This window comes from Arthrobacter sp. 05N425, assembly GCF_056397125.1.
This window is the reverse complement of sequence record NZ_JBFTMU010000001.1, coordinates 607,415-632,293: the sequence shown is the minus strand read 5'-3', so window position 1 is coordinate 632,293 and position 24,879 is coordinate 607,415. Positions and strand designations below refer to the sequence as shown.

Here is a 24,879-nt window from a genome sequence, read left to right as displayed (position 1 = left end):
CCAGCTCGGTGGCGCATCACCGCCCGGGGGCAAAACGCCATGCCGCCCCGCGCCGCGACTTCCAGCATGGTGCGGAGCAAGCACGCGGGCGTTGGCGGCGCGCCGCCGGACTGCGCTGGCGCCGGCCAAATTGCTGGGAGAGTGGGAGGGTGTCAACACAGCAACTTCCCCCAGCGCTCGCTGCGGCCGCCCACGGCTTCGGCCGGTATCTGGAGGCTGAGCGGGGCCGCTCCGCCCACACCGTCCGCGCCTACCTTTCCGACGTCGGAAGCCTGTTGGCGCATGCGGTCTCGGAGGGCGCGGAGGATCTGGCACACCTGGAACTCGGCACACTGCGGCGCTGGCTTGGCACCCAGAGCGAAGCCGGGATGTCACGAGCCACGCTGGCCCGGCGCGCGGCCACCGCGCGGGCCTTCACCGCGTGGGCCGTCCGCGAGGAGCTCATCGCCGCCGACCCCGCCCTGCGGCTGAAGGCCCCGAAACGGGAGAAGTCCCTGCCCGGCGTGCTGCAGCAGGGGCAGGTGCAGCGGCTGGTGGCCGGAGCCGAGTCGGCCGCCGCGGAAGGGGAGCCGCTGGCCCTGCGCAACCGCGCCATGCTGGAGCTGCTCTACGCCACGGGCGTCCGCGTCGGCGAGCTGGCCGGCCTGGACATCGACGATCTCGACCCGGACCGCCGGACCCTGCGGGTGCTCGGCAAGGGCAACAAGGAGCGGACGGTTCCCTACGGCCTCCCGGCCGCGGTCGCCGTCGACGACTGGCTGCGCCGTGGACGCCCGGCCCTGGCGGCGGACGGCTCCGGCCCCGCGCTCTTCCTCGGGGCGCGCGGAAAGCGGGTGGACCAGCGGCAGGTCCGTAGCGTCGTCAAGGGGCTGCTGGACGGGCTGGGGGACACCTCGGCCACGGGTCCGCACGCACTGCGGCACTCGGCGGCAACCCACCTGCTCGACGGCGGGGCGGACCTCCGCGCGGTGCAGGAAATCCTGGGGCACAGCAGCCTGGCAACCACCCAGATCTACACCCACGTCTCCGTAGACCGGCTCCGGAAAAGCTACCAGCAGGCGCATCCGCGGGCTTGACCGGCCGCCGTCCGGCACGGCGCCGCGACCTGGGCCATCAGGGCTCCCGGGGGCCCCTCCGGGGCGTGTCAAGGGCACCTGTGGACCATTAGCAAAGCCGGAACGACTCGCCGGGAGCGACGCGCCGAATTGCACTGGCGTAATTAGGCGGGGTACGGCACAATGAGACTCACGCCCGGCAACTTTCAAGTGGTGCTTGAACCGCTAAAGCATCGATTTACCACCTGAGAACCGGACATATTTTTTGCATATTGTTGTTTTGAAGAAACTGAATAGTCTGGCAGGGGCCAAGAGCCCCGCACGCGGATCCACGCAGCAGACAGGCATCCAGGCAGAGGTCGTTGGGGAAGACGTACCTATAGCTATGGAGGATGGAATGTCTGTTGCACTAACCCGCGGTGTCCTGTTCGTACACTCGGCCCCGACCGCCCTGTGCCCCCACGTTGAGTGGGCCATTGGGTCTGTCGTGGACAAGCGCACGGACCTCGAGTGGACTGCCCAGCCCGCTGCGCCCGGAATGTTCCGGGCCGAGCTGTCGTGGACCGGAACACCGGGCACGGGGGCTCAGTTGGCGTCTGCGCTCCGCGGCTGGGCTCACCTGCGCTACGAGGTCACCGAGGAGCCCAGCCAGGGCGTCGACGGCGGCCGCTGGTCGCACACCCCGGAACTCGGCATCTTCCACGCCGTCACGGACGTGCACGGCAACATCATGGTCTCCGAGGACCGCATCCGCTACGCCTACGAATCCGGCGCCGGCGACCCTTCCGCGGTCTACCATGAGCTCTCGCTGGCCCTCGGCGAGGCCTGGGACGAGGAACTCGAACCCTTCCGGCACGCCGCCGAAGGCGCCCCCGTACGCTGGCTTCACCAGGTCGGCTAGCCACTCTGGGGCTCTTCCCACGACCCTGGACGTACCGCACCACACTCCATAGCAACGCCAAATGACAGATGGCGGCAATGTTCACCAGGAACATTGCCGCCATCTGTCATTTCGGCGTGGAGGCCCAGTTGAGCGGGCCCCGGCGGGTTAGACGCTGCGGACGGCGATGACGGCGTTGTGGCCGCCGAAGCCGAACGAGTTGCTCAGTGCCACGATGCTGCCGCCGGGCAAGGCGCGCTCGGAGGTGACGATGTCGAGCGGGATCTCCGGATCCTGGTTCTCGAGGTTGATCGTCACGGGCGCCTTGCGGTCGTATACGGCCATGACGGTCAGTACGGCCTCCACCGCGCCGGAGGCACCCAGCAGGTGGCCCATCTGCGACTTGGTGGCGGAGACGGCCACGTTATCCACGTGGCTGCCGAGGGCGGCCTTGAGGGCGGTGTACTCGGGCTTATCGCCGACCGGGGTGGAGGTGGCGTGCGCATTGACGTGCACCACGTCCTCGGCCTGGATGCGGCCGTCGAACATGGCTGCCTTCAGGGCGCGGGTGGCGCCGAGGCCCTCCGGGTCCGGGGCCGTGATGTGGTACGCGTCGGCGGTTACCGAGGTGCCGGCGAGTTCGGCGTAGATTCGGGCGCCGCGGGCGAGGGCGTGCTCCTCGGCCTCGAGCACCAGAGCGCCGGCGCCTTCGCCCATCACGAAGCCGTCGCGGTCGCGGTCGTAGGGGCGCGAGGCATGCTCGGGATCGTCGTTGCGGCGGGACAGCGCCTGCATCGAGGCGAACGCGGCGATCGGCATCGGGTGGATGGCGGCTTCGGCGCCGCCGCAGACGACGACGTCGGCCTTGCCGGAGCGGATCAGGTCCAGGCCCATGTGCACGGCTTCGGTGCCGGACGCGCAGGCGGAGACGGGGGTGTGGGCGCCGGCACGGGCGCCGAGGTCCAGGCTGACGGCCGCGGCGGGGCCGTTGGGCATCAGCATGGGGACGGTCATGGGGAGGACACGGCGGGGCCCCTTTTCGCGCAGGGTGTCCCAGGCGTCCAGGAGGGTCCAGACGCCGCCGATGCCGGTGGCGAAGGCGACGGCCAGGCGGTCATGATCGATGTCGGTGATGCCGGCGTCGGCCCATGCCTCGCGGGAGGCGACGACGGCGAACTGCGTCGACGGGTCCATGCGCTTGGCCTCGACGCGGCTCAGGACCTCGGTGGCGGGGTTGGAGGCCCGAGCAGCGAAGTGCACGGGCAGCTCGTACTTGGCCACCCAGTCGTCCTCAAGCGTGTGCGCGCCGGAGACGCCCTTCAGCGCGTTCTTCCACATCGTGGGGACATCGCCGCCAATGGGTGTGGTGGCACCCAGACCGGTAATGACTACTTTGCGTGCCATGGGATCACTCTCTGTCGGTGCGCCTGCCGTATCCGGAACCTGGTGAAGGCGGCCGGGGCCTGCGTAGGGAAAACTCGGTGGTCATGCAGAAATCAGGGATTGAACTGTGGTGTTCCGGTCCGGGACGCTGTCGAAGCGTCCCGGACCGGCCACAAGCCCGGCCGTTGCCGGCCACAAGCTCCGGCCGGTTACCGGCCGGAGCCAAGGCGCAGGCGGAATTAGGCCTGGGCGTTGGCGATGAAGCTGACAGCGTCGCCGACGGTCTTGAGGTTCTTGACCTCTTCGTCCGGGATGCGCACGCCAAACTTTTCCTCGGCGTTGACCACGATGGTCATCATGGAGATGGAGTCGATGTCCAGGTCCTCGGTGAAGGACTTGTCCAGCTCGACAGCCTCGGGGGCCAGGCCGGTCTCTTCGTTGACGATTTCGGCCAGGCCGGCCAGGATCTCTTCGTTGTTAGCCATTGATGGCTCCTTTTCTTGTTGTTGCCGTCGGCTTCCGGTGGTTGTGCCGGGAACGTCGGGCGAAATGATTCAAACCGAGGGTTCGGCTTGGTTGGGAATCCGTGCTGTTGAGGAATGCGTTCAGCTTGGGAAGTGCGGTGGCCGCCTACGGAAGCACAATCACCTGGGCGCCGAAGACAAGTCCGGCTCCGAACCCGATCTGCAGTGCCAGTCCGCCGCTCAATTCAGGGTTTTCCTGAAGCAAGCGGTGGGTGGCGAGGGGGATGGAGGCTGCCGAGGTGTTGCCTGCTTCGGCGATATCCCGGGCGACCTTGACGGTCTCCGGAAGCTTGAGCTTCTTGGCCATCTCATCGATGATCCGCATGTTGGCCTGGTGCGGGATGAAGGCCGCGAGGTCCTCGGCCTTGATCCCGGCGGCGTCGAGGGCCTGCTGGGCCACCTTGGCCATTTCCCAGACCGCCCAACGGAACACCGTCTGGCCGTCCTGCCGCAGCGTGGGCCACAGGGCCGCCTCGGTGACGGCGGCCTCGCCCTCGCTGAGGGCGGTGTCACGCTTGCCGGCGGCGGCGAAGTCGCGGATGTCCAGCATCGAGTGGGTCATGCCGATGGCGTCCCACTTGCTGCCGTCCGAACCCCATACCGAGGGGCCGATGCCCGGGGTGTCTGAGGGTCCGATGACGACGGCGCCGGCGCCGTCGCCGAGCAGGAAGGAGATGGTGCGCTCGGTGTTGTCGATGACGTCGGAGAGTTTCTCCGCACCGACCACGAGCACGTACTTGGCCGCGCCGGAGCGGACCAGCGCGTCGGCCTGGGCGATGCCGTAGCAGTAGCCGGCGCAGGCGGCGGAGATGTCGAACGCCGGTGCCGGGGTGGCGCCGAGACGGTCGGCCAGGCTTGCGGCGGCCGAGGGCGTCGCATACGGGTGGGTGACGGTGGAGACGATTACCGCGCCGAGCTCGGAGGCCTCAATGCCGGCCTTTTCCAGGGCCTCGCGGGACGCGCCCTCGGCCATGTCGATCACGCTGACGTCGGCGGGGGCCCGGTGGCGCGTGATGATGCCGGTGCGCTGCCGGATCCACTCGTCCGAGGAGTCGATCCACTGGCAAACGTCCTCGTTGGTGACGATCACGCTGGGCCGGTACGCGCCGACGCCCATCACCCGGGTGTTTTCCTGCAGGGGAGCCTGCTTCAGAGTAGGAGCGCTCATTCCCCTCCCTCCAGTTCTGCGAATAGGGCCAAGGCGGCGGAAAGGTCATCCGGGGTCTTGACGGTGACGGTCTTCACGCCGGGCATGCCGCGCTTGGCCAGGCCGGCCAGCGTCCCGGCCGGGGCCAGTTCGATCACTCCGGTCACGCCGCGCTTCACGAGGGTCTCCATGCAGAGATCCCAGCGGACCGGGCGGGAGACCTGGGCAATCAGGCTGTCGACGGCGGCACCGCCGTCGGTGACCTCCGCGCCGTCGAAGTTGGACAGCAGCGGGACCTGCGGGTTCCGCGGGTGCAGCGAGGGCCGGAGGGCCTTCAGCGCGGCGACCGCGGGGGACATGTGCGAGGTGTGGAACGCGCCGGCGACTTTCAGCGGGATCACTCGGGCCTTGGCCGGGGGATTGTCGGCGAGGGCCTTCAGCTGCTCCAGGGTGCCGGCCGCGACGGTCTGGCCGGCGCCGTTGACGTTGGCCGGGGTGAGGCCGCAGGCCTCGATCGCGGCCAGGACTTCGGCGGGGTCCCCGCCCACGACTGCGCTCATGCCGGTGGGGGTGGCCGCGGCGGCCGCGGCCATGCCGTTGGCGCGTTCGCGGACAAAGGTCATCGCTTCGGTCTCGGTCAGGACACCGGCCAGGGCGGAGGCGGTGATTTCGCCGACCGAGTGTCCGGCGAGGATGACCGGGAGGGTGCCCAGTTCGACGTCGAAGAGCGACTTGGCGGCCACGAGTCCGGCGGCGACGATCAGGGGCTGCGCGACGGCGGTGTCCTTGATGGTCTCCTCATCGGAGGTGGTTCCGTGGGCGGTGAGGTCGATACCTGCTATTTCGCTAAGGGAGGCCAAATGGCCTGCGACGGGAGGCAATTCCAGCCAGGGGGCTAGAAAACCAGGGGTCTGGGAGCCCTGTCCAGGGCAAACGATTGCAAGCACGTATCCAGCTTTCCAAATTGCCGCGTGATTCATCGGTACTCTCATGCACCAAGCTCACTGGGTCAGATTGTAGGAAGTCTACAACGGGTCAGGAGTTGTTGCGCGACGGCTGGCGTTCCGCGGAGGGCCTGGGCGGGGCCGAGAGCCGGCCCACCACGAGCGCCGCCTGGAGCACAAAAGCCTCCCGGGGGATCAACGGATCCCAGCCCGTGACGTCGCAGACACGCTTGAGCCGGTAGCGCACGGTGTTGGCGTGGACGAAAAGCTCGCGGGCGGTCGCTTCAAGCGAGTGGCCGAGTTCGAGGTAGGTCCCGAGGGTCTCCACGAGGCCGTTGGACGCCGCGACCAGCGGCCGGTAAATGTTCTTGACCAGGGAACGCCGGGCCGCGTCGTCACCGGAGATCACGCGCTCGGGCAGGAGGTCATCGGCAGCCACGGGACGCGGCGCGGAGGGCCACGCCTTGGCTGCGGTCAGGCCGGCGAAGGCGGACTGAGCGGAGCTGCTGGCCTCCAGCAGGGATCCGGCCTCGGCGCCGTAGACCACCGGCCCCGGGGCGAAGAGCTCGCTGAGTTTCTGGCAGGCCGTTTCGCGGTCCTGCACGCCGCCCAGGATCAGGATCAGCCGGTCGCCCTGGATCCCGACGAGGGCGTCCTCGGCGAAGCGCCCGGCCGTGCGGCGGAGTTCGCTGACGTAGCTGGCGCTGGGTTCCGACGGGGAATTCCCCACCATCACGGTGAAGCGTTCCTGGGCTTTCCAGCCCAAGGCGGCGATCCGGGAGCGCAGCGCGTCGGTGTTTTCGCCGCGCAGGATCGCGTCGACAATCAGCGCCTCCAGCCGGGTGTCCCAGGAACCGCGGGTCTCGGCGGCGCGGGCGTAGACGTCGGCCGCGGCGAAGGCCACCTCGCGGGAGTAGCGCAGCACGGCCTCGCGCAGGCCGGCCTGGTCGGCTTCCGGGGCGATGATCGGCACCTGCTCCTCGACCACCTCCACGACGATCCGGATCAGCTGCAGCGCCTTCTGCAGGCTGATCGAGCGGGTCAGCTCGGTGGGGGCGGTGCCAAAGACATCGGAGAGGATCCAGGACGGAGAGCTGGGCCGCTCGAACCAGGTGACAAAAGCGGCAATGCCGTTCTGCGCGACCATGCCCAGGGCGGAGCGCTCATCGGAGTTCAGCCGGCTGTACCAGGGCAGTGATTTCTCCAGCTGCCGCAGGGTCGTGGTGGACAGCTGGCCCACGCTGGCCCGGAGCTTCTTCAGCGTCTCGGCCTTCTCCGGGGTGAGCGCCCGCACGGACGGCTTGCGTTTTGCGGGAGTGGTGGTGGGCTCTGCCATGCATCGAGCATACGGTGCCCGCCGTCCAAGCTCCATTTGTGCAAAGGCTACAAGTCCCTTTGGGCTGCGTCACAGGCTTAAACGCCCGACGGCGGCCCCCACCCGAAGGTGGGAACCGCCGTCGTGCGTTCGCTTTGGAGACTAAGAGTCGCCGCCCGCGTTGCCGGTGGTGCCGGCGTTGACGTTGAGCAGGCGGTACTTCTCGATTGCCTGGGCCGGGGCCTGGGCGTCGACCTCGCCGCGGCGGGCCAGCATCTGCAGGGAACGGACCACGATCGAGTGGATGTCGTTCTTGAAGAAGCGGCGAGCGGCGGCGCGGGTGTCCGAGAAGCCGAAGCCGTCAGCGCCGAGCGAGGCGAACTCGTTCGGGATGAACTGGCGGATCTGGTCCGGAACGGCCTTCATGTAGTCCGAGACCGCCACGATCGGGCCGGTGGCGCCGGCGAGCTGTTCGGTGACGAACGGGACGCGGGCCGGCTGACCCGGGTTGAGGAAGGCGTCTTCCTCGGCGGCCATGGCGTCGCGGCGCAGTTCGGTCCAGGAGGTCACGGACCAGACATCGGCGGAGACGCCCCAGTCCTCGGCGAGGAGCCGCTGGGCTTCGAGGGCCCAGGGGACGGACACACCGGAGGCCAGGATCTGCGTGCGCGGGCCGTCGATCTTGGCCGGTGCCAGCAGGTAGATGCCCTTGATGATGCCCTCGACGTCGAGTTCGGCGGGTGCCGGCGGCTGGACGATCGGCTCGTTGTAAACCGTGATGTAGTACATCAGGTTCCGGGCCGGGTCGTTGTCCGCCGGGCCCGGACCATACATCCGGTGCAGGCCATCACGCATGATGACGCCGATCTCGTAACCGTAGGCCGGGTCGTAGGTGACGACGGCCGGGTTGGTCGAGGCAAGGATCGGGGAGTGGCCGTCGGCGTGCTGCAGGCCCTCGCCGGTCAGCGTGGTCCGTCCGGCGGTCGCGCCGATGATGAACCCGCGGGTCATCTGGTCGGCGGCGGCCCAGAAGGAGTCGCCGGTGCGCTGGAAACCGAACATCGAGTAGAAAACATAGATCGGGATCAGCGGTTCGCCGTGCGTGGCGTAGGACGTGCCCGCCGCGGTGAAGGCGGCGACCGAACCGGCCTCGTTGATGCCGGCGTGCACGATCTGGCCGGCAATGGATTCCTTGTAGGCCAGGACGAGGTCGCGGTCCACGGACAGGTAGTTCTGGCCGTTCGGGTTGTAGATCTTCGCCGTCGGGAAGAACGCGTCCATGCCGAAGGTGCGTGCCTCATCGGGGATGATCGGCACGATCCGGGAGCCGAAGTCCTTGTCCCGCATCAGGTCCTTGAGCAGCCGGACGAACGCCATGGTGGTGGCGGCCTGCTGCTTGCCGGAACCGCGGTTGGCGACCTCGTACGCCTTGTCGCCCGGCAGGGTGACGTCGGTGTGCTTGGAGCGGCGTTCGGGGACGAACCCGCCGAGGGCGCGGCGGCGTTCCATCAGGTACTGGATCTCCGGGGCGTCGGCGCCGGGGTGGTAGTACGGCGGCTGGTACGGGTCGGCCTCGAGCTGCTCGTCCGTGACCGGAATGCGCAGGTGGTCGCGGAAGGCCTTCAGGTCCGCCAGCGTGAGCTTCTTCATCTGGTGGGTCGCGTTGCGGCCCTCGAAGTGGGTGCCCAGGCCGTAGCCCTTGACCGTGTGGGCCAGGATGACCGTCGGCTTGCCCTTGAACTCGGTGGCGGCCTTGTACGCGGCGTAGACCTTGTTGTAGTCGTGGCCGCCGCGCTTGAGGTTCCAGATCTCCTGGTCCGTCATGTCCGCGACCATGTCCTTGGTCTGCGGGGTCTTGCCGAAGAAGTGCTCACGGACGAATCCGCCGGATTCGGCCTTGTACGTCTGGTAGTCGCCGTCGACCGTCTCATTCATGATCTTCACGAGCGAGCCGTCTTCGTCCTTGGCGAGCAGGTTGTCCCACTCGCGGCCCCAGACGACCTTGATGACGTTCCAGCCGGCGCCGCGGAAGAACGCCTCGAGCTCCTGCATGATCTTGCCGTTGCCGCGGACCGGGCCGTCGAGGCGCTGCAGGTTGCAGTTGATGACGAAGTTGAGGTTGTCCAGCTTGTCGTTCGCGGCGAGCTGCAGCAGGCCGCGGGACTCCGGCTCGTCCATTTCGCCGTCGCCCAGGAACGCCCAGACCTGCTGGTCCGAGGTGTCCTTGATGCCGCGGTTGTGCAGGTAGCGGTTCGACTGCGCCTGGTAGATGGCGTTCATCGGGCCGATGCCCATGGACACGGTGGGGAACTCCCAGAACTCCGGCATGAGGCGCGGGTGCGGGTAGCTGGAGAGGGCGTGGCCCTCCTTGGACTTCTCCTGGCGGAAGCCGTCCAGGTCCTCCTCGGTCAGCCGGCCTTCCATGAAAGCGCGGGCGTACATGCCGGGGGAGGCGTGGCCCTGGAAGAAGACCTGGTCGCCGCCGCCGGGGTGGTCCTTGCCGCGGAAGAAGTGGTTGAAGCCGACCTCGTAGAGGGTCGCCGCACCGGCGTAGGTGGAAATGTGGCCACCGACGCCGATCTCGGGACGCTGGGAGCGGTGCACCATGACGGCGGCGTTCCAGCGCAACCAGGCGCGGTACTTGCGTTCGATCTCTTCATCGCCGGGGAACGGCGCTTCCTGGTCCACCGGGATGGTGTTGACGTAGTCGGTGGTGGTCACCATCGGCACGCCCACGCTCTGCGCGCCGGCCCGCTGGAGCAGGCTCCGCATGATGTATTGGGCACGCTCGGTGCCCTGTTCCTGAATCAGGGTGTCCAGGGACTCCAGCCATTCGGCGGTCTCTTCCGGATCACGATCAGGCAGCTGGTTAGTCAACCCGCTGAGGATATGGGAGGTATCTTCTCCTGCAGCCACGTCCAACCTCTCTTTGAGCGCATTCATCGGCACCCTCAGCTCCGGCAGGGTAACTGCCTGGCGTGAACGCGACGTGTGCGACATATCGGTAACAGCAGCCCGGTCCTGTACGCCGGGCTAGGTCCAATCACAACCATGCCTGCCTGTATTAGCGGTCGGTTGTCCGCGCAGGCAAAGTCGTCATCAGCCACTCTAGCCGTGTCAGTCCGCGGATGCGTAGCTGTCCTATGGGGCCACCGCCGTATTTCACGGGCATACTGGTTCTGTGACGTGGACCCCCTCCGGGGCCCGCGGAACGGCCGGTGTGACGCAGAATATGGCGGATCGCGGCGTTAGCAGCTTGAAGCAAAGGCCCAAAGGGTGTTGGCTTGTAGTAATGGAAATCACTAGCACCATTGGGTCCACCAAGCAGTACACCAAGAAGTACAAACAGCATAGGAGCAACACGTGAGCGAGGCCGACGCCGCCACTTCGGTAAATGTGGCGGAAAAATTGGGTTTCAAAAATGGAGATCTGATTCAAGAATTCGGTTATGACGACGACGTCGACTTCGACTTGCGCGACGACATCGAGGACCTCACCGGCTCGGAACTCTTCGACGAGGACGACCATGAGGTGGTCGACGCCGTGATCCTCTGGTGGCGGTCCGACGACGGGGACCTCGTTGACACCCTGGTCGGCTCGCGCACCACTCTGACCGAGGGCGGCGTGGTCTGGGTGCTCACCCCGAAGAACGGCCGGGTGGGCTACGTCTCACCGGCCGACATCCAGGATGCCGCGCCCACCGCAGGCCTGCACTACACCACGTCCGCTGGCGTCTCCAAGGAGTGGAGCGCCACCCGGCTGGTCACGCGGAAAAACAAGTGACCCAACCCGGCGCAGGAGTGGCGCTGGCAACCGCCGTGCCGGCGGTCGGCCAGCCCGCCCCCGACTTTGAGCTGGTCAACCAGTTCGGTGAGCCGGTCCGGCTGTCGGAACTGCGCGGACGCAATGTGGTCCTCGTGTTCTTCCCGTTCGCGTTCTCCGGCATTTGTACGGGCGAACTTTGCGAAATCCGGGACAACCTTGCGCTCTTCGAGGACGCCGACGCCGCCGTGCTGGGGGTTTCGGTGGACAGCAAGTTCGCGCAGCGCGCCTACGCGGAAAAGGAGGGTTACTCCTTCGACCTCCTTGCGGACTTCTGGCCGCACGGTGCCGTGGCCGAGCGCTATGGCGTCTTTGACCCCGACAGCGGCATGGCCAAGCGCGGCACCTTCATCATCGACGCCCACGGAACGGTCCGCTACGTCGTGGTGAACCCCCGCGGCCAGGCCCGGGATTTCACCGAGTACCGCGCCGCCCTGGCGGGGCTCGCAGGGAACTGACGGGGACAGGCGCGATGCGGCAGCGGCGACCCGGCGTCGGCATGACTGGCTTTGCCAGCCTGCCGCCGGTCGTTGCCGCCGAACCGGCGCGGAGCGAACTCGAGGTCCTGCGGGAAATCCACGGCGTCCTCGCGGGGGAGCGCTTCGCGTTGCTCACCGGCGCCGGGCTCAGCACGGATTCGGGCATCCCGGATTACCGGGGCCCCGGGGCGGCTCCGCGGGCGCCCATGACCTACCAGGAATTCATTGGCGACCCCGAGAACCGCCGTCGCTACTGGGCGCGGAACCACATCGGCTGGTCCCATCTGCGCCGCGCCGATCCTAACGACGGCCATGCGGCCGCCGCCCGACTCGAGCACCGCGGGCTCCTCACCGGCCTGATCACCCAGAACGTGGACCGGCTGCACGAGGACGCCGGGAGCGTCAACGTGGTGGACCTGCATGGCCGCTTCGACCGGGTGGTCTGCCTGGCCTGCCATCGCCGCTACAGCCGCTCGTTGCTGGCCGGCGTGCTGGAGGAACTCAACCCTGACTTCCTGACGGAAGCACTCGCCGCCGGTGTCGTGGAAATGGCCCCCGACGCCGACGCCACCGTGGAAGATTCGGAGCTGATCGCGGGTTTCGTCGTCGCCAACTGCCCGGCCTGCGGCGGCACACTGAAACCCGACTTTGTCTACTTTGGCGAGAACGTGCCCAAGGACCGGGTTGAGCGCTCCTACGCCATGGTGGACGACGCCGCGGCCCTGCTGGTGGCCGGTTCCTCCCTGACCGTGATGAGCGGACTGCGGTTCGTCCGGCACGCCGCCAAGCAGGGCAAGGCGGTGGTGATCATCAATCGTGGGCAGACCCGCGGCGATGACCTGGCCACCATCAAGCTGGAGGCAGGCGTCAGCGAATCGCTGACCTGGCTCGCCGCGGAGCTCCCCTCACTGTGAGGCGTTCCGGCCCGGCGGACGATTGGCGTTTCCGGCGCCGTTTCGGGTAGAGTCATTGTTCGTTGGTGGACGCACTGAAGTGCGGAAACAGCATCTTGGGTCTTTAGCTCAGCTGGTAGAGCGCCACGTTTACACCGTGGATGTCATCGGTTCGATCCCGGTAGGACCCACCAAGGAAAACCCCGTCGCGGCAGGCCTAAACGCCCGCCGCGGCGGGGTTTTTTGCTCTCCATGTGCTGTGTCCTGCACTATTCCCGCGCCTAAAAGTAGCCGGAACTATCTGTGTGCTCACATATCGGTTGGCAACGCGCGGGCGCTACGCTGCTGGCCCCGAGGGCCACTGCTCGCCGCGGGGGTCGGCAGGGGGCGCCCCGGCCGAGCAGGGAGTGGGGGATTCCGAACCGATAATAAGCTAAGTGATATTGTTATCTTACTTATTTGGGGGGCGACTTGTTAGGTTTACGTTCTTTTTTTGCCAGGTTTTGGGCTACAAAATGCCGGCTATGCGGGATTCCTGTTCCGGATTCCCGGGTCCCTTACTGCAAGGAGCAGCACCAGACGGAGTTCGAATCCGCAAACGCCTGGTAGTGGAGCGCGGCCCCGCTGCCCATGCGCTGTCGGCCATCCAAGTCCGGACTGCACCAAAATGTCGGTGCCTGTCCGTACCGTCACCGGCATGGAACATGTGATCGTAAAAACCGGCCCTGACGGACATCCGCGGGCCGTGGTCCGCGGTGGCCGCGAATGGGTGGTTGGCGCGGAACCCGTGCGGTGGTTTGAGCGCGTGAGCTGGTGGGAGGCCGAGCGCCGGATGCCGAAGGGACTGAGCCGGGTCGATGTCGAGGTGTGGCAGGTCCAGGCCAGGCTGGGCCGGAACAGCGGATCGGCCCTAACTACGATGGAAATCATCCGGGACGGCCTCGGCGGAGGCTGGCGGCTCCGGGACGCGGTGGCGGACGCCGCCTGACCAGCGCTCACCCGCGGCAAAAGCTTCCGCGCAATGGAAAAGCCTGAGGGCAATGGAAAAGCCTCCGGGCAATGGAAAAGCCTTCCACCGCGACTATTGGGGGATGCCGCGGTGGAAGGCTTGTTAGAAATATACCGTGAATGCGTCCAAATGTGAAACGCCTAGCGGTTGAATTTGACCATCGACGGGACTAATCCGGGCCCCGCGACTGTCTATCGGAAGCCGTGCCGCTGCCGTGCGGGCGGACTAGCGGGGCTGGACCGGGACGAAGACGCGGGGCTGGTCCTTCCAGCTGGGTTCCATGTCCGCGATTGTCTCGCGCATGATCTTGTTGGAGGCCTCGCGGGCGGCCACGCCGTCGCCGGCCGCAATCGCCTCCGCCACGTCCACGTGCCACTGCAGCGCGGAGGCCCTCGGATGGTCCGGCATCAGACCGTGGACGGTGCGGCCGGTCAGCGTCTCGGCCACCTGGCCCACCATGTTGGCGAACATCTCGTTGCCGGAACCGGTCAACAGCAGGGAATGGAACTGGATGTCCAGCTCGAGGAACCGAGGCACGTCGCCGGCCACGCCCGCCTCCCGCATGGCGTGGGAGATTTCCACCAGCCGGCTGCGGAGTTCATCCGGGGCGTTGGCGGCCGCCAGTTCGGCGGCCACCGGCTCCACCGCGGTGCGCAGCTCGGCCAGGGAGCGCAGCTGGGCGCCGCGGCCCTCGCCGGCCAGGCGCCAGCGGATCACGAGCGGATCGAAGGGATTCCAGCGGCTGGCGGGGAGCACCCGGATGCCGACACGTTTGATGGTCTCGACCAGCCCCAGGGACTGCAGCACGCGCACCGCCTCGCGGACCACCGAGCGGGAGACCTTCAGCTCATCCTCGAGGTGCTCGGCCAGCATGACATGGCCGGCGGGGAGCTCGCCGGCGACGATGCGGGCTCCCAGATGCTCGATGGCGCGGTGATGCAGGCTGGTCGACATAGTCGTAAGCATAGTGGCGCAGGCCGCAATCCCGGGGCTACAGGCGCAGTGGCCGCCGAAAATCATAGACTGTTTGTGACGCGCCGTATTCCGCCACGTGGGCGCTGCTTTCCTGCAGTCAGCGGAAATACATATGGTTTATTGACAGCCACTGATCCCAAGAAGCGTGTTCCGCAGCAACTGCGGGACGAACTGCACTCGATGCACAGAATGAATTGGAGTTTTGATGTCAGCACACATCGGTGTCACCGGCCTTGCGGTGATGGGGGCCAACCTGGCCCGGAACCTGGCCCGTAACGGCTTCACCGTTGCCCTGCACAACCGTTCCGTGGAGAAAACCGACGCGCTCCTCGAAAAGCACGGCCAGGACGGCGACTTCGTCCGCACCGAAACGCTGCAGGAACTCGTTGACTCGCTGGAGAAGCCGCGCCGCGTGCTGATCATGGTCAAGGCCGGCAAGCCGGTGGACTCCGTGATCGAACAGCTCGAGCCGCTGCTGGAGGCCGGCGACATCATCATCGATGCCGGCAACTCGCACTACGAGGACACCCGCCGCCGCGAGGCCGCCCTCGCGAAGAAGGACCTCCACTTCGTCGGCATCGGCGTCTCCGGCGGCGAGGAAGGCGCGCTCAACGGCCCCTCGATCATGCCCGGCGGCTCCAAGGAGTCCTACGAGGCGCTCGGCCCGCTGCTGGAAAAGATCGCAGCCCACGTCGACGGCCAGCCCTGCTGCGCCTGGATCGGCACCGACGGCGCCGGCCACTTCGTCAAGATGGTGCACAACGGCATCGAATACGCCGACATGCAGGTCATAGGCGAGGCCTTCGACCTGCTGCGCTCCGGCGCGGGCATTGAGCCGGCCGAGCAGGCAAAGATTTTCGCCGAATGGAACAAGGGCGAGCTCGCTTCCTTCCTGATCGAAATCTCCGCCGAAGTCCTCGGCCACGTCGATGCCAAGACCGGCAAGCCGTTCGTCGACGTCGTGGTGGATGCCGCCGGCCAGAAGGGCACCGGCCGCTGGACGGTCATCTCCGCCCTTGAACTGGGTTCCCCGACTTCCGGCATCGCCGAATCGGTCTTCGCCCGCGCGTTGTCCTCGCAGGCGGAGCAGCGCAAGCTGGCCCAGGAACTGCTGGCCGGCGGCGAGGCCGCCGTCGAGGTCCCCGAGACTTTCGTCGAGGACGTCCGGCAGGCACTGTACGCCTCCAAGCTGGTCTCCTACGCGCAGGGCCTGGACATGCTCACCTCCGCCGCCAAGGAATACGGTTGGGACCTCAAGCTGGACGAGATCGCCTCGCTGTGGCGCGGCGGCTGCATCATCCGCGCAGAGCTGCTGAAGGAGATCACCAAGGCCTACGCCGCGGACGAGAAGCCGGCGAACCTGCTGTTCGCGCCGGCCTTCACCAAGGCGATCGCCGAGGTCCTCCCGGCCTGGCGGCGCGTGGTGGCCACCGCGGTGCAGCTGGGCATCCCGGTGCCGGTGTTCTCCTCCTCGCTGGCGTACTACGACGGCCTGCGGCGCAAGCGCCTCCCGGCCGCCGTGATCCAGGGCCAGCGCGACCTCTTCGGTGCACACACCTACGGCCGCATCGACACCGAGGGCACCTTCCACACCCTCTGGGGCGAGGACAAGTCCGAGATCTCGGCAGTTTTGGGGCCGCCGGCCGCTGTCTTTATGACTGCGTGCCTTAGATGCGGTACTCGATCAGGTACTCGGCCGGGTCGACGGCGGGTTTGGTTTCGCGCTGGGCGTCGCGGTGCCGCCAGGTGGCGGGCACTCCGGTCAGGATCGATTCGGCCGGGGCGTCCTTGACTACGACGGCGTTGGCGCCGATGGCGCTGTCCCGGCCGATCGTGATGGGGCCCAAGACCTTGGCTCCGGCGCCGATGACGACGCGGTCCTCGATGGTGGGGTGCCGCTTGATCTTTGCGAGCGAACGGCCGCCGAGCGTGACACCGTGGTAGATCATGACATCCTCGCCGATCTCGGCGGTTTCGCCGATCACAACGCCCATGCCATGGTCGATGAAGAAGCGGCGGCCGATCGTGGCGCCGGGGTGGATCTCGATGCCGGTCAGGAAGCGGGCCAGCTGGGAGATCAGCCGCGCAGGGAAGCGCAGCGAAGGGTTCTGCCAGAGCCGGTGCGTCAGGCGGTGCGCCCAGATCGCGTGCAGGCCGGAGTAGGCAAAGAAGTTTTCGAAAGAACCGCGCGCCGCCGGGTCGTGGGACCGGGCGGCGTCGAGGTCTTCCTTCAGTCTTGCGAAGAAGCTCACAAAGACCTTTCTACGAAATCTTGGGACAGGGCTGGGCTTAGCCGCGGATGTCGTCGTACAGCACGGTGGAGATGTAGCGCTCCCCGAAGTCGCAGACAATGGCAACAATCAGCTTACCGGCGTTCTCCGGGCGCTTCGCGAGCTCCAGGGCCGCCCAGACGATCGCGCCGGAGGAGATGCCGCCGAGGATGCCTTCCTTGACGCCCAGCTCGCGGGCCACGCGGACCGAGTCCTCCAGGGTGGCGTCAATGACCTCGTCATAGACGTTGGTGTCCAGGATTTCCGGCACGAAGTTGGCGCCGAGGCCCTGAATCTTGTGCGGGCCCGGGGCGCCGCCGTTGAGGATGGGGGAGTCCTTGGGCTCGACGGCGATGATCTGCACGTCGGGCTTGCGCTCCTTGAGTACCTGGCCGACACCGGTGACGGTTCCGCCGGTGCCGACGCCGGCGACGAAGATGTCCACCTTGCCGTCGGTGTCCGACCAGATTTCCTCGGCGGTGGTGCGGCGGTGCACCTCGGGGTTGGCCTCGTTGGCGAACTGCTGCGCCCAGATGGAGTTCTCCGTGTTGGCGACGATCTCCTGGGCCTTCTCCACGGCTCCGCGCATGCCCTCGGAACCGGGGGTCAGCACAATTTCTGCGCCGTAGGCGCGGAGCATGACGCGGCGTTCGGTGGACATGGTCTCGGGCATGGTGAGGATGACCTTGTAGCCGCGGGCGGCGCCGACCATGGCCAGGGCGATGCCCGTGTTGCCGGAGGTTCCCTCGACGATGGTCCCGCCGGGCTTGAGTGCACCGGACTTCTCCGCGGCGTCGATGATGGCGACGCCGATCCGGTCCTTGACGCTGTTGGCCGGGTTGTAGAACTCCAGCTTGACCGCCACCGTGGCGTCCAGGCCTTCGCTCAGCCGGTTGAGGCGGACCAGCGGGGTGCCGCCGACCAGCTGGGTAACATCGTCATAGATCCGTGCCATGGGTAGGTGTGCCTATCTGTGAGGAGGAATTCTAAGGTCAGCGTAACGAGGGCGCTCAGGCCCTAGCTAAGCATTAAGCCATGCAGAGTAATATTTCCTGGCCTTCGCCAGCTTCGGGTTGATGATCACCTGGCAGTAGCCCTGTTCGGGGTACTTCGCGTAGTAGTCCTGGTGGAAATCCTCCGCCACGTGGAAGACCGGCAGGCGGCTCACCTCGGTGACGATCGGGTCCGACCACAGCTCCTGGTTCCGGCCGATCGCTTCCTCGAAAAGGATCTTCTCCTCGGTGGTCTCGTAGAACATCGAGGACCGGTACTGGGTGCCGACGTCGTAACCCTGCCGGTTCAGCGTCGTGGGATCGTGCAGGGCGAAGAACATGTCCAGGATGACCTCGGCCGGGATCACCTCCTCGTCGAAGGTCACCGCCACCACCTCGGCATGGCCGGTGGTGCCGGAGCACACGCTGTAGTAGTCGGGGTTGCGGTCGTGGCCTCCGGTGTAGCCGGAGACGACCGAGCTGACACCCTTGGTCTTTTGATAGACGGCGTCGAGGCACCAGAAGCAGCCCCCGCCGAGGACGAAAGTTCTCATGTCCTGTTCAATGGACGAAGGGCCCGGATCATTCCCGAACCCGGCATTCCGCCAGCATCCGGGACTCCCGGCAGGGGTGGCTGGCACCGCGGATAGGGTAAAAATGAGGTTATGGAACCTGAGAACACCGACGTTTCAGCGCAGCCCGACGAAGCTACCCGCCCCGGCGAGGCCGCCACGCTGGGCATGATCCTGCTGGCCGTCGAGGAGCTCTGGCCCGAATCGCTGGCGGAGGAGTGGGACGAGGTAGGCCTGGTGGCCGGGCACCCGTCCGCCGAGGTGAGCAGGATTCTCTTCGCCGTGGACCCCACCCTCGAAGTCATCGAGGAAGCCGTCGCCTGGGGCGCCGAACTGCTCATTACGCACCATCCTCTGCTGCTCAAGGGCGTCACCTCCGTTGCCGCCAACACCCCCAAGGGCAAGGCGGTGCACCGGCTGATCGAGTCAGGGACCGCACTGCTGACAGTGCACACCAACGGTGATTCCGCCGTCGGAGGCGTCTCCGACGTACTGGCCGACGCGCTGGGCCTGCAGGACGTGGTGCCGCTGACGCCCGCCGCGAACGGCCTTCCGGAGGAAGGGATCGGCCGGGTCGGGGACCTCGTCGACGTGCAGACGCTGGGGGACTTCGCCGCGCGGGTCTTCGGCATCCTTCCCTCCGTGGCCGGCGGCGTCCGTGTTTCCGGCGACCGGGACGGCCTGGTGCGACGTGTGGCCCTGTGCGGCGGCGCGGGCGACTCGCTGTTCAACGAGGTCCGCGCGAGCAACGCCGACGTCTACCTGACCGCGGACCTGCGCCACCATCCGGCGTCGGAGGCCCGCGAGGCTGCCGTCAATGACCGGCCGTACCTGATCGACGTCTCGCACTTTGCGAGCGAGTGGCTGTGGCTGCCGGCGGCCGCCGAGGCCTTGGGGAATGTGCTGACCGACCAGGGCCACGACATTGAGATCCGGGTCAGCAGCACCAACAGCGACCCCTGGGACTTCATTCTGACTCCGGGCGGCGACTAGAGTCTAGGGAGCGCCGGTACGGTGCCCGGCTCCGGCCGGTAAGTGAACAAGCGGAGGAAATAGTGGCCAAGGCAGCACCGGCGGAACAGTTGAAGTTGCTCGAATTGCAGGGACTCGATGCCAGGCTCAAGTCCCTGTCCAACCGCCGCCGCAGCCTTGAAAGCGACTCCCGGATCACCGACCTGGAGGCTGCCCTCAGTGTGGCCAACGGAGAACTCGGGACCGCGAAGGTGGCGGTGCACGACGCCGAACTGGAACTCAAGCGCGCCGAGGCCGACGTCGAGCAGGTCGCCTCCCGGATCGAACGCGACGAGGCCAGGCTCAACAGCGGCACCGGGCTGTCCAAGGACCTCGTGGCCCTGCAGCGCGACATCGCGTCCCTGAACAAACGCCGCTCGGATCTTGAGGACGTTGAACTCGAGGTCCTGGAGCGGCTGGATTCGCTGCGCCTGCGCCAGGCCAGCCAGCAGCAGATCGTTGACGATATCCAGGGTTCCTTTGGCACCATCCGCGCCGAACTGGACGAACAGCTCGCCGAAGTGGCCGCGGAGATGACCGTGGTGCGCGGCCAGCGCGCCGAGTTCGCCGAGGGACTGGACGCGGGAATGCTCGCCGTCTACGAGAAGACGCTCGCCAAGCGCGGCGTCGGCGCGGCCCGGCTCTTCCACGGCACCTCCGAAGGATCCGGCATGCAGCTGAGCCCCGGTGACCTCGCCGAGATCAAGGCCGCAGCCGAGGACGACATCGTCTTCTGCCCGGATTCCGGGTGCATCCTGGTCCGCTCCGCCGAGTGGGCCTAGCCCCCAAGTGACTCGCAGTTGTTGTCGTTTAGAGGCGTCTAAACGACAACAACTGCCAGCTAGTTGGGCAGGATGAGGTTGAGGGTGTGCGGCTTCCGGGCCGTGCCCTGGACCAGCTCCGCGGACCATTTCTCGGCGGCGGCCTTGTGCAGCTGCGCCGGGGTCTGCGGGGTCTTGCCGCGGCGGGCCAGCAGGTGCCGGGCAAGCTCCCCGCGGGTGTGCTTGGCGAAGTGGCTCACCACCTTTCGGACGCCGTTGACCTCCGTGAAGACGTTCACCGCCACGGTCCGCTCGGGCGGGGGAGCCCAGGCCGCGGCGTAGGTGCTGGAGCGGCAGTCGACCAGCAGCTCGCCGTCCGTTGCGGCGGCCAGGGCCTCAGTTAGCTGCGGCTTCCAGAACGAGGCCAGCCGTCCGACGTCGGGCAGGGACGTGCCCATCGATAGCCGGTACGCCGGCACCCGGTCCGCAAACCGGATCGCGCCCCAGAGCGCGGAGATCACCAGCACGTTTTCGTCCGCCTTCTTCCGCTGCGCCGGAGTCAGCGAGCGGTAGTCCAGGGCGTCGTAGAGGACGCCGGAATACACCTGGTGGGCGGGCGCGGCAGGCTCGGCGTGCAAGCGGGTGTTGCGTTCGACGTCGGCCTTCAGCGAGGCGCCGACGCCCAGCAGCGCCAGGGCGTCTTCGTGCGCGCTGACGGTGCCGAGCGCCTCGAGCACCTTTGCGCGGTAGGCGTTGAGGCCGGGGAAGCTGAGCGAATCCGCGTCGACGGCGTCACCGCCGGTCGCGGGGGTCTTGCCTTCGGAGGGCGGCAGCAGAATTAGCACCGTACGATCCTACCGGCGGCCAGGCGGCTGCAGCCGCGCGCGGCCCGGCGTCGGGCTAGCGCCGATGTCCGGTGTTGTCGAGGCCCACGAAATTCGACTGGCCGACTGTCTTGGCCCGCTGGATGTCCCGCCGTGCCCGCTCGGATTCCGGGTCGCTGCCCAGCCGCGCGTGCTTCCGGCGGGTCAGGAGGTCACGCACGACGGTCGCGACGACCAGCAGTCCGGCGCCGACGGCAAGGAGCAACAGTTCCATGAGGTCAGGCTACCTTCGTTGGCGCCGCCGGGACAGGGGGAGGCGCCGTGGTCGCCACGGGGGTGGGGCCGGCGGCCTGGGCCGGCGCCGCTACCGCTGCCTGGGCGGCCTTGGTCTCCCGGGCCAGGAACGCGGACAGCTCGCCGATGGTGCTCATCAGCGGCGCCGGGAAGACCACGGTGGAGTTCTTGTCCACCGCAATCTCGACGAGGGACTGCAGGTTCCGCAGCTGCAGGGCCAGCGGATGCGCCATCATCATGTCAGAAGCCTCACCGAGCGCCGCAGCCGCGATCGACTCGCCCTCGGCGGCAATGATCTTGGCCCGCTTCTCCCGCTCGGCCTCCGCCTGCCGGGCCATGGCGCGCTTCATGCTTTCGGGAAGCTGGATGTCCTTCAGCTCCACGAGCGTGACTTCGACGCCCCACTCCAGGGTGAGTGCGTCCAGGATTTCGCGGATGTCGCTGTTGATGTGTTCCGTTTCGGACAGGGTCTGGTCCAGGCTGTGCCGGCCGACCACCTTGCGGAGCGTCGTCTGGGCGATCTGGTTGATCGCGGCAGCCACATTTTCGATCGCCACCACCGACTTCACGGCGTCGATCACCCGGTAGTAGGCCACCGCGGAGATATCCACGCTGACGTTGTCCTGGGTGATGATGCCCTGCGACTGGATCGGCATGGTCACGATCCGCAGGCTGACCAGCTGCAGCCGGTCGATCACCGGGATGATAAAGCGCAGCCCGGGCATCCGGACTCCGATCACCCGGCCCAGCCGGAACAGCACGCCCTGCTCATACTGGCGCACAATCCGGATCGAGGCCCGGGCCAGGATGAGCACGAGCGCGGCGATGATCAGCCAAATGACGACGGCGGTGAAATCCATCCGAATCGCTTCCTTGCCTGGCGGGGTTGCTGCTTTCATTCTCCCACCGGCAGGCCCAAAAGGCGCCGGTGCGGTGAGCCTGCGGGGCAGCCCGTAGAATGAGAACCGGATGGGTTGACCAGGCGGCCGCGCGTCACGCAAGTGGCTCGAGGAACGTCCGGGCTCCGCAGGGCAGGGTGGTGGGTAACGCCCACTCGGGGTAACCCGCAGGCCAGTGCCACAGAGAATAGACCGCCTGCCCCAGGGCCGTGTCCGCACGGTCGGGGGAGCAGGTAAGGGTGAAACGGTGGTGTAAGAGACCACCAGCTTCCCGGGTGACCGGGAAGGCTAGGTAAACCCCACCCGGAGCAAGGCCAGACAGGACACGTTTGAGGGCTGCCCGCCCGAGTGTCCGGGTAGGCCGCTGGAGGGCGTCGGCAACGGCGTCCGTAGATGGATGGCCGCTACTCCCGCGCCGGCAACAGCGCGGGAACACAGAACCCGGCGTATCGGTCAACCCATCCAACCAAACGAAAAGGACCGGCACCGTGTGGTGCCGGTCCTTGCCGTTTGGATCGAGGTGTAGGTGTCGGATCAGGCCTTGGCCTTCCGCTTCACCCAGCCCCACGCCGCCGTGGCGACGAACAGGACCAGGCCGATGACGGCCAGCCAAAGCAGGCCCTTCACGACGAAGCCCAGGATCGAAAGAATGAGCCAGATGACAAGTAGTGCAACTATGAGTCCCATCTGGACATCCTACGTCAAGGGCTGGGTGACGCGGCGGACCCCGCTCGTGTGAGTGATTTCACGCCGCCTCCGGCCCCCTGGACCGGCGCCCCGCTCTAGAATGGATAGCGAACGTAGATGTTCTGCCACCGGGTCTGCGTTCGCCGCCGGTGGCTTTTTCTTTGCGCTCCATGCAGGCGCCCGGGGTGGACCGAATCCCCGCCGCGTCCAGGTTCCGGAGATCCGCCGGCAGCCGACTTCCGCATACGAGGACGTATGTGGTGGATTTTAGGAAGGTAGTTCTGTGAGCCAGACGTCAGATTCTTGTCTTGATACGTGGATGGGCCGGGAGGCGCTCGCCGAGGCCATGATTCCGGTGATCGGCCGGCTGTACCGCGAAAACAACGTGGTGACGTCCATCCACGGCCGGAGCCTGATCAACAAGTCCACCATGAACATCCTCAAGGCGCACCGTTTTGCCCGCCGGATGAGCAAGGAAGAGCTGCGCCTCGAAGAGACCGCGCCCCTGCTCGACGCCCTCACCAAGCTGGACCTCGGCGCGGCAGCCATCGACATTGCCCGCCTGACCGAAAAGTACCGCGTAGAAGGCAACGGCATCAGCCTGGACGACTTCCTGCGCGAGGAGCTGGCCGAAGTGGTCGGCAAGCGCGGCGGCGACGACCGCACCAGCACCGACGTCGTCCTCTACGGCTTTGGCCGCATCGGCCGGCTCCTGGCCCGCCTCCTGGTCGAGAAGGCCGGCGGCGGGCACGGCCTGCGGCTGCGCGCGATCGTGGTGCGCCGAGGGTCGGACAACGACCTCACCAAGCGCGCCAGCCTGTTGCGCCGCGACTCGGTGCACGGGTCCTTCGAAGGCACCATCAAGGTGGACCTCGAGAACGACACCATCACTGCCAACGGCGTCCAGATCCAGGTCATCTACTCGGACAACCCGGCCACGGTGGACTACACCGCCTACGGCATCCACGACGCACTGGTGGTCGACAACACCGGCCGCTGGCGCGACGCCGAGGGCCTCTCCCAGCACCTGCAGAGCAAGGGCGTTTCCCGCGTTCTGCTCACCGCCCCGGGCAAGGGCGAGCTGAAAAACATCGTGCACGGCATCAACCACGCCACCATCACGGATTCGGACAAGATTGTTTCGGCGGCGTCCTGCACCACCAACGCCATCACGCCGGTACTAAAGGCGATCAACGACCGCTACGGCGTCGTGCACGGCCACGTAGAGACGGTCCACTCCTTCACCAACGACCAGAACCTGATCGACAACTTCCACAAGGGTGACCGCCGCGGCCGCTCCGCCGCGCTGAACATGGTCATCACTGAGACCGGTGCCGCCAAAGCTGTCGCCAAGGCCCTGCCCGAGCTCCTGGGCAAACTGACCGGCAGCTCCATCCGCGTCCCCACCCCGGATGTCTCCCTGGCCATCCTGAACCTGAGCCTGGAAAACGGCACCACCAAGGATGAGGTCAACGACTACCTGCGCGAGATGTCGCTGCACTCGGAGCTGCGCAAGCAGGTCGACTACATCGATTCGCCCGAGGTTGTCTCCACCGACTTCGTCGGCTCCCGCCGCGCCGGCATCGTCGATGGCCTCGCCACCATCAGCAACGAGAAGAACCTTGTCCTCTACGTCTGGTACGACAACGAATTCGGTTACAGCTGCCAGGTGGTCCGTGTGATGGAGGAAATGGCCGGCGTGAACCCGCCGTCGTTCCCGGCCAAGGACGCGGCCGCGACCCTCGAAGCTGCCGGGCTGCCGGTCGAGGTCGGGTAGCCCCACTTTGGACCTTCCCGGCCGGTTCGCTGGAATCGGCCGGGAAAGGGAACCACAATGGAGCCATGGAACAGAACTCGGCTGTGGAGCACGAAACCACCCTGGAACATGCCCTCGACGTAGCCCGGCGGAACGCCAAGGAAGCCAAGCGCCTCCTCGACGACGCCCGAGCCAAACGCGAGGCCGGCGAGATCGACGACGCGCGGGTCAGCCAGTTGGAAGCGCTGCTGAATCTCGCCGAGGAGGACCTCCGCCGGGTCACCAAGGAACAGTGACCGCTCGGCACTGACCAGCCGGCGGCCGTCCGGCCGCCAGCCCCGGGGCATAGCCTGTCCTGTCCTGCACACTGTGGACAACCGGGCCGCT

General features: G+C 67.0%; 24 protein-coding genes, 1 tRNA gene, 1 other RNA gene and 1 pseudogene. 13 read left to right on the top strand and 14 right to left on the bottom strand.

Features of this window, described 5'->3' with window-relative positions; genetic code table 11:
* The first annotated feature begins 149 nt into the window (after positions 1-149).
* Positions 150-1,076, top strand: coding sequence for a tyrosine recombinase XerC (locus AC1DGE_RS02920; protein WP_441417518.1), 927 nt, complete (start codon positions 150-152; stop codon positions 1,074-1,076).
* A gap of 376 nt (positions 1,077-1,452) precedes the next feature.
* Positions 1,453-1,956: a DUF3145 domain-containing protein gene (locus tag AC1DGE_RS02915; RefSeq protein WP_136322385.1), complete on the top strand. Its 504-nt coding sequence runs from the start codon at positions 1,453-1,455 to the stop codon at positions 1,954-1,956.
* A gap of 147 nt (positions 1,957-2,103) precedes the next feature.
* Here AC1DGE_RS02915 and fabF read toward each other — a convergent pair whose 3' ends face one another.
* From fabF to aceE, 6 genes are all read right to left on the bottom strand, one after another.
* Positions 2,104-3,339: a beta-ketoacyl-ACP synthase II gene (fabF, locus tag AC1DGE_RS02910; protein WP_476892354.1), complete on the bottom strand. Its 1,236-nt coding sequence runs from the start codon at positions 3,337-3,339 to the stop codon at positions 2,104-2,106.
* 218 nt (positions 3,340-3,557) lie between these two features.
* A complete protein-coding gene (locus AC1DGE_RS02905; protein WP_091256299.1) occupies positions 3,558-3,803 on the bottom strand; it encodes an acyl carrier protein in 246 nt (81 codons plus the stop codon).
* A gap of 145 nt (positions 3,804-3,948) precedes the next feature.
* On the bottom strand, positions 3,949-5,010 hold the full coding sequence (locus AC1DGE_RS02900) for a beta-ketoacyl-ACP synthase III (RefSeq protein ID WP_476892355.1): 1,062 nt from the start codon (positions 5,008-5,010) through the stop codon (positions 3,949-3,951).
* On the bottom strand, positions 5,007-5,936 hold the full coding sequence (locus AC1DGE_RS02895; RefSeq protein ID WP_476892356.1) for an ACP S-malonyltransferase: 930 nt from the start codon (positions 5,934-5,936) through the stop codon (positions 5,007-5,009). Before AC1DGE_RS02895 ends, AC1DGE_RS02900 begins: the two co-directional genes overlap by 4 nt.
* 88 nt (positions 5,937-6,024) lie before the next feature.
* Complete coding sequence (locus AC1DGE_RS02890) at positions 6,025-7,269, bottom strand: PucR family transcriptional regulator (RefSeq protein WP_441417521.1); 1,245 nt, start codon at positions 7,267-7,269, stop codon at positions 6,025-6,027.
* Positions 7,270-7,410: 141 nt separating this feature from the next.
* Positions 7,411-10,191 (bottom strand): pyruvate dehydrogenase (acetyl-transferring), homodimeric type, encoded by a 2,781-nt coding sequence (aceE, locus tag AC1DGE_RS02885; RefSeq protein ID WP_476892357.1) that lies wholly within the window; start codon positions 10,189-10,191, stop codon positions 7,411-7,413.
* A 420-nt stretch (positions 10,192-10,611) separates the two neighbouring features.
* Between aceE and AC1DGE_RS02880 the strand changes: the two genes are divergently transcribed.
* From AC1DGE_RS02880 to AC1DGE_RS02860, 5 genes are all read left to right on the top strand, one after another.
* Entirely contained in the window at positions 10,612-11,031 is a 420-nt protein-coding gene (locus tag AC1DGE_RS02880) for a DUF3052 domain-containing protein (RefSeq protein WP_175320867.1), read from the top strand.
* Positions 11,028-11,528, top strand: coding sequence for a peroxiredoxin (locus AC1DGE_RS02875; RefSeq protein ID WP_476892358.1), 501 nt, complete (start codon positions 11,028-11,030; stop codon positions 11,526-11,528). The genes AC1DGE_RS02880 and AC1DGE_RS02875 overlap by 4 nt, the downstream gene beginning before the upstream one ends.
* A gap of 14 nt (positions 11,529-11,542) precedes the next feature.
* Positions 11,543-12,463, top strand: a complete 921-nt coding sequence (locus AC1DGE_RS02870) for an NAD-dependent protein deacetylase (protein ID WP_441417524.1) — start codon at positions 11,543-11,545, stop codon at positions 12,461-12,463.
* Between the two features lie 97 nt (positions 12,464-12,560).
* A tRNA-Val gene (locus tag AC1DGE_RS02865) sits at positions 12,561-12,636 on the top strand.
* A gap of 503 nt (positions 12,637-13,139) precedes the next feature.
* Positions 13,140-13,430, top strand: coding sequence for a hypothetical protein (locus AC1DGE_RS02860; RefSeq protein ID WP_441417525.1), 291 nt, complete (start codon positions 13,140-13,142; stop codon positions 13,428-13,430).
* Positions 13,431-13,676: 246 nt separating this feature from the next.
* Here AC1DGE_RS02860 and AC1DGE_RS02855 read toward each other — a convergent pair whose 3' ends face one another.
* Positions 13,677-14,405, bottom strand: coding sequence for a FadR/GntR family transcriptional regulator (locus AC1DGE_RS02855; RefSeq protein WP_476916847.1), 729 nt, complete (start codon positions 14,403-14,405; stop codon positions 13,677-13,679).
* A gap of 226 nt (positions 14,406-14,631) precedes the next feature.
* On the opposite strand from AC1DGE_RS02855, the pseudogene gndA reads away from it, so the two are divergent.
* Positions 14,632-16,056: pseudogene (gene gndA / locus AC1DGE_RS02850) on the top strand (NADP-dependent phosphogluconate dehydrogenase); the annotation flags it as partial.
* 37 nt (positions 16,057-16,093) lie between these two features.
* On the opposite strand, the gene epsC reads toward gndA, so the two are convergent.
* The 3 genes from epsC to msrA all read right to left on the bottom strand — a co-directional run bounded on the left by epsC (position 16,094) and on the right by msrA (position 18,242).
* Positions 16,094-16,678, bottom strand: coding sequence for a serine O-acetyltransferase EpsC (epsC, locus tag AC1DGE_RS02845; RefSeq protein ID WP_138769044.1), 585 nt, complete (start codon positions 16,676-16,678; stop codon positions 16,094-16,096).
* Between the two features lie 37 nt (positions 16,679-16,715).
* Complete coding sequence (gene cysK, locus AC1DGE_RS02840; RefSeq protein ID WP_441417528.1) at positions 16,716-17,651, bottom strand: cysteine synthase A; 936 nt, start codon at positions 17,649-17,651, stop codon at positions 16,716-16,718.
* A gap of 66 nt (positions 17,652-17,717) precedes the next feature.
* Positions 17,718-18,242: a peptide-methionine (S)-S-oxide reductase MsrA gene (gene msrA, locus AC1DGE_RS02835; RefSeq protein ID WP_441417529.1), complete on the bottom strand. Its 525-nt coding sequence runs from the start codon at positions 18,240-18,242 to the stop codon at positions 17,718-17,720.
* A 111-nt stretch (positions 18,243-18,353) separates the two neighbouring features.
* On the opposite strand from msrA, the gene AC1DGE_RS02830 reads away from it, so the two are divergent.
* Together AC1DGE_RS02830 and AC1DGE_RS02825 are read left to right on the top strand one after the other, a co-directional pair.
* Entirely contained in the window at positions 18,354-19,253 is a 900-nt protein-coding gene (locus tag AC1DGE_RS02830) for a Nif3-like dinuclear metal center hexameric protein (RefSeq protein WP_476916846.1), read from the top strand.
* 62 nt (positions 19,254-19,315) lie between these two features.
* Complete coding sequence (locus AC1DGE_RS02825) at positions 19,316-20,053, top strand: zinc ribbon domain-containing protein (protein WP_441417531.1); 738 nt, start codon at positions 19,316-19,318, stop codon at positions 20,051-20,053.
* 59 nt (positions 20,054-20,112) lie between these two features.
* Here AC1DGE_RS02825 and AC1DGE_RS02820 read toward each other — a convergent pair whose 3' ends face one another.
* From AC1DGE_RS02820 to AC1DGE_RS02810, 3 genes are read right to left on the bottom strand one after another with little or no spacing between them, the layout of a single operon-like run.
* On the bottom strand, positions 20,113-20,877 hold the full coding sequence (locus AC1DGE_RS02820; protein WP_476916845.1) for a YaaA family protein: 765 nt from the start codon (positions 20,875-20,877) through the stop codon (positions 20,113-20,115).
* 55 nt (positions 20,878-20,932) lie between these two features.
* The gene (locus AC1DGE_RS02815; RefSeq protein ID WP_476908683.1) at positions 20,933-21,130 is read right to left on the bottom strand and encodes a hypothetical protein; all 198 of its coding nucleotides are present in this window, start codon (positions 21,128-21,130) and stop codon (positions 20,933-20,935) included.
* Between the two features lie 4 nt (positions 21,131-21,134).
* On the bottom strand, positions 21,135-22,010 hold the full coding sequence (locus AC1DGE_RS02810; RefSeq protein WP_476916844.1) for a slipin family protein: 876 nt from the start codon (positions 22,008-22,010) through the stop codon (positions 21,135-21,137).
* Positions 22,011-22,120: 110 nt separating this feature from the next.
* On the opposite strand from AC1DGE_RS02810, the gene rnpB reads away from it, so the two are divergent.
* Positions 22,121-22,514: RNase P RNA component class A (gene rnpB / locus AC1DGE_RS02805), an RNA gene on the top strand.
* A 69-nt stretch (positions 22,515-22,583) separates the two neighbouring features.
* Here rnpB and AC1DGE_RS02800 read toward each other — a convergent pair.
* A complete protein-coding gene (locus AC1DGE_RS02800; RefSeq protein WP_175320881.1) occupies positions 22,584-22,736 on the bottom strand; it encodes a hypothetical protein in 153 nt (50 codons plus the stop codon).
* Positions 22,737-23,019: 283 nt separating this feature from the next.
* On the opposite strand from AC1DGE_RS02800, the gene AC1DGE_RS02795 reads away from it, so the two are divergent.
* Together AC1DGE_RS02795 and AC1DGE_RS02790 are read left to right on the top strand one after the other, a co-directional pair.
* Positions 23,020-24,513, top strand: a complete 1,494-nt coding sequence (locus AC1DGE_RS02795) for a glyceraldehyde-3-phosphate dehydrogenase (RefSeq protein WP_476908684.1) — start codon at positions 23,020-23,022, stop codon at positions 24,511-24,513.
* A gap of 65 nt (positions 24,514-24,578) precedes the next feature.
* Entirely contained in the window at positions 24,579-24,788 is a 210-nt protein-coding gene (locus tag AC1DGE_RS02790; protein ID WP_175320883.1) for a hypothetical protein, read from the top strand.
* Positions 24,789-24,879 lie beyond the last annotated feature (91 nt).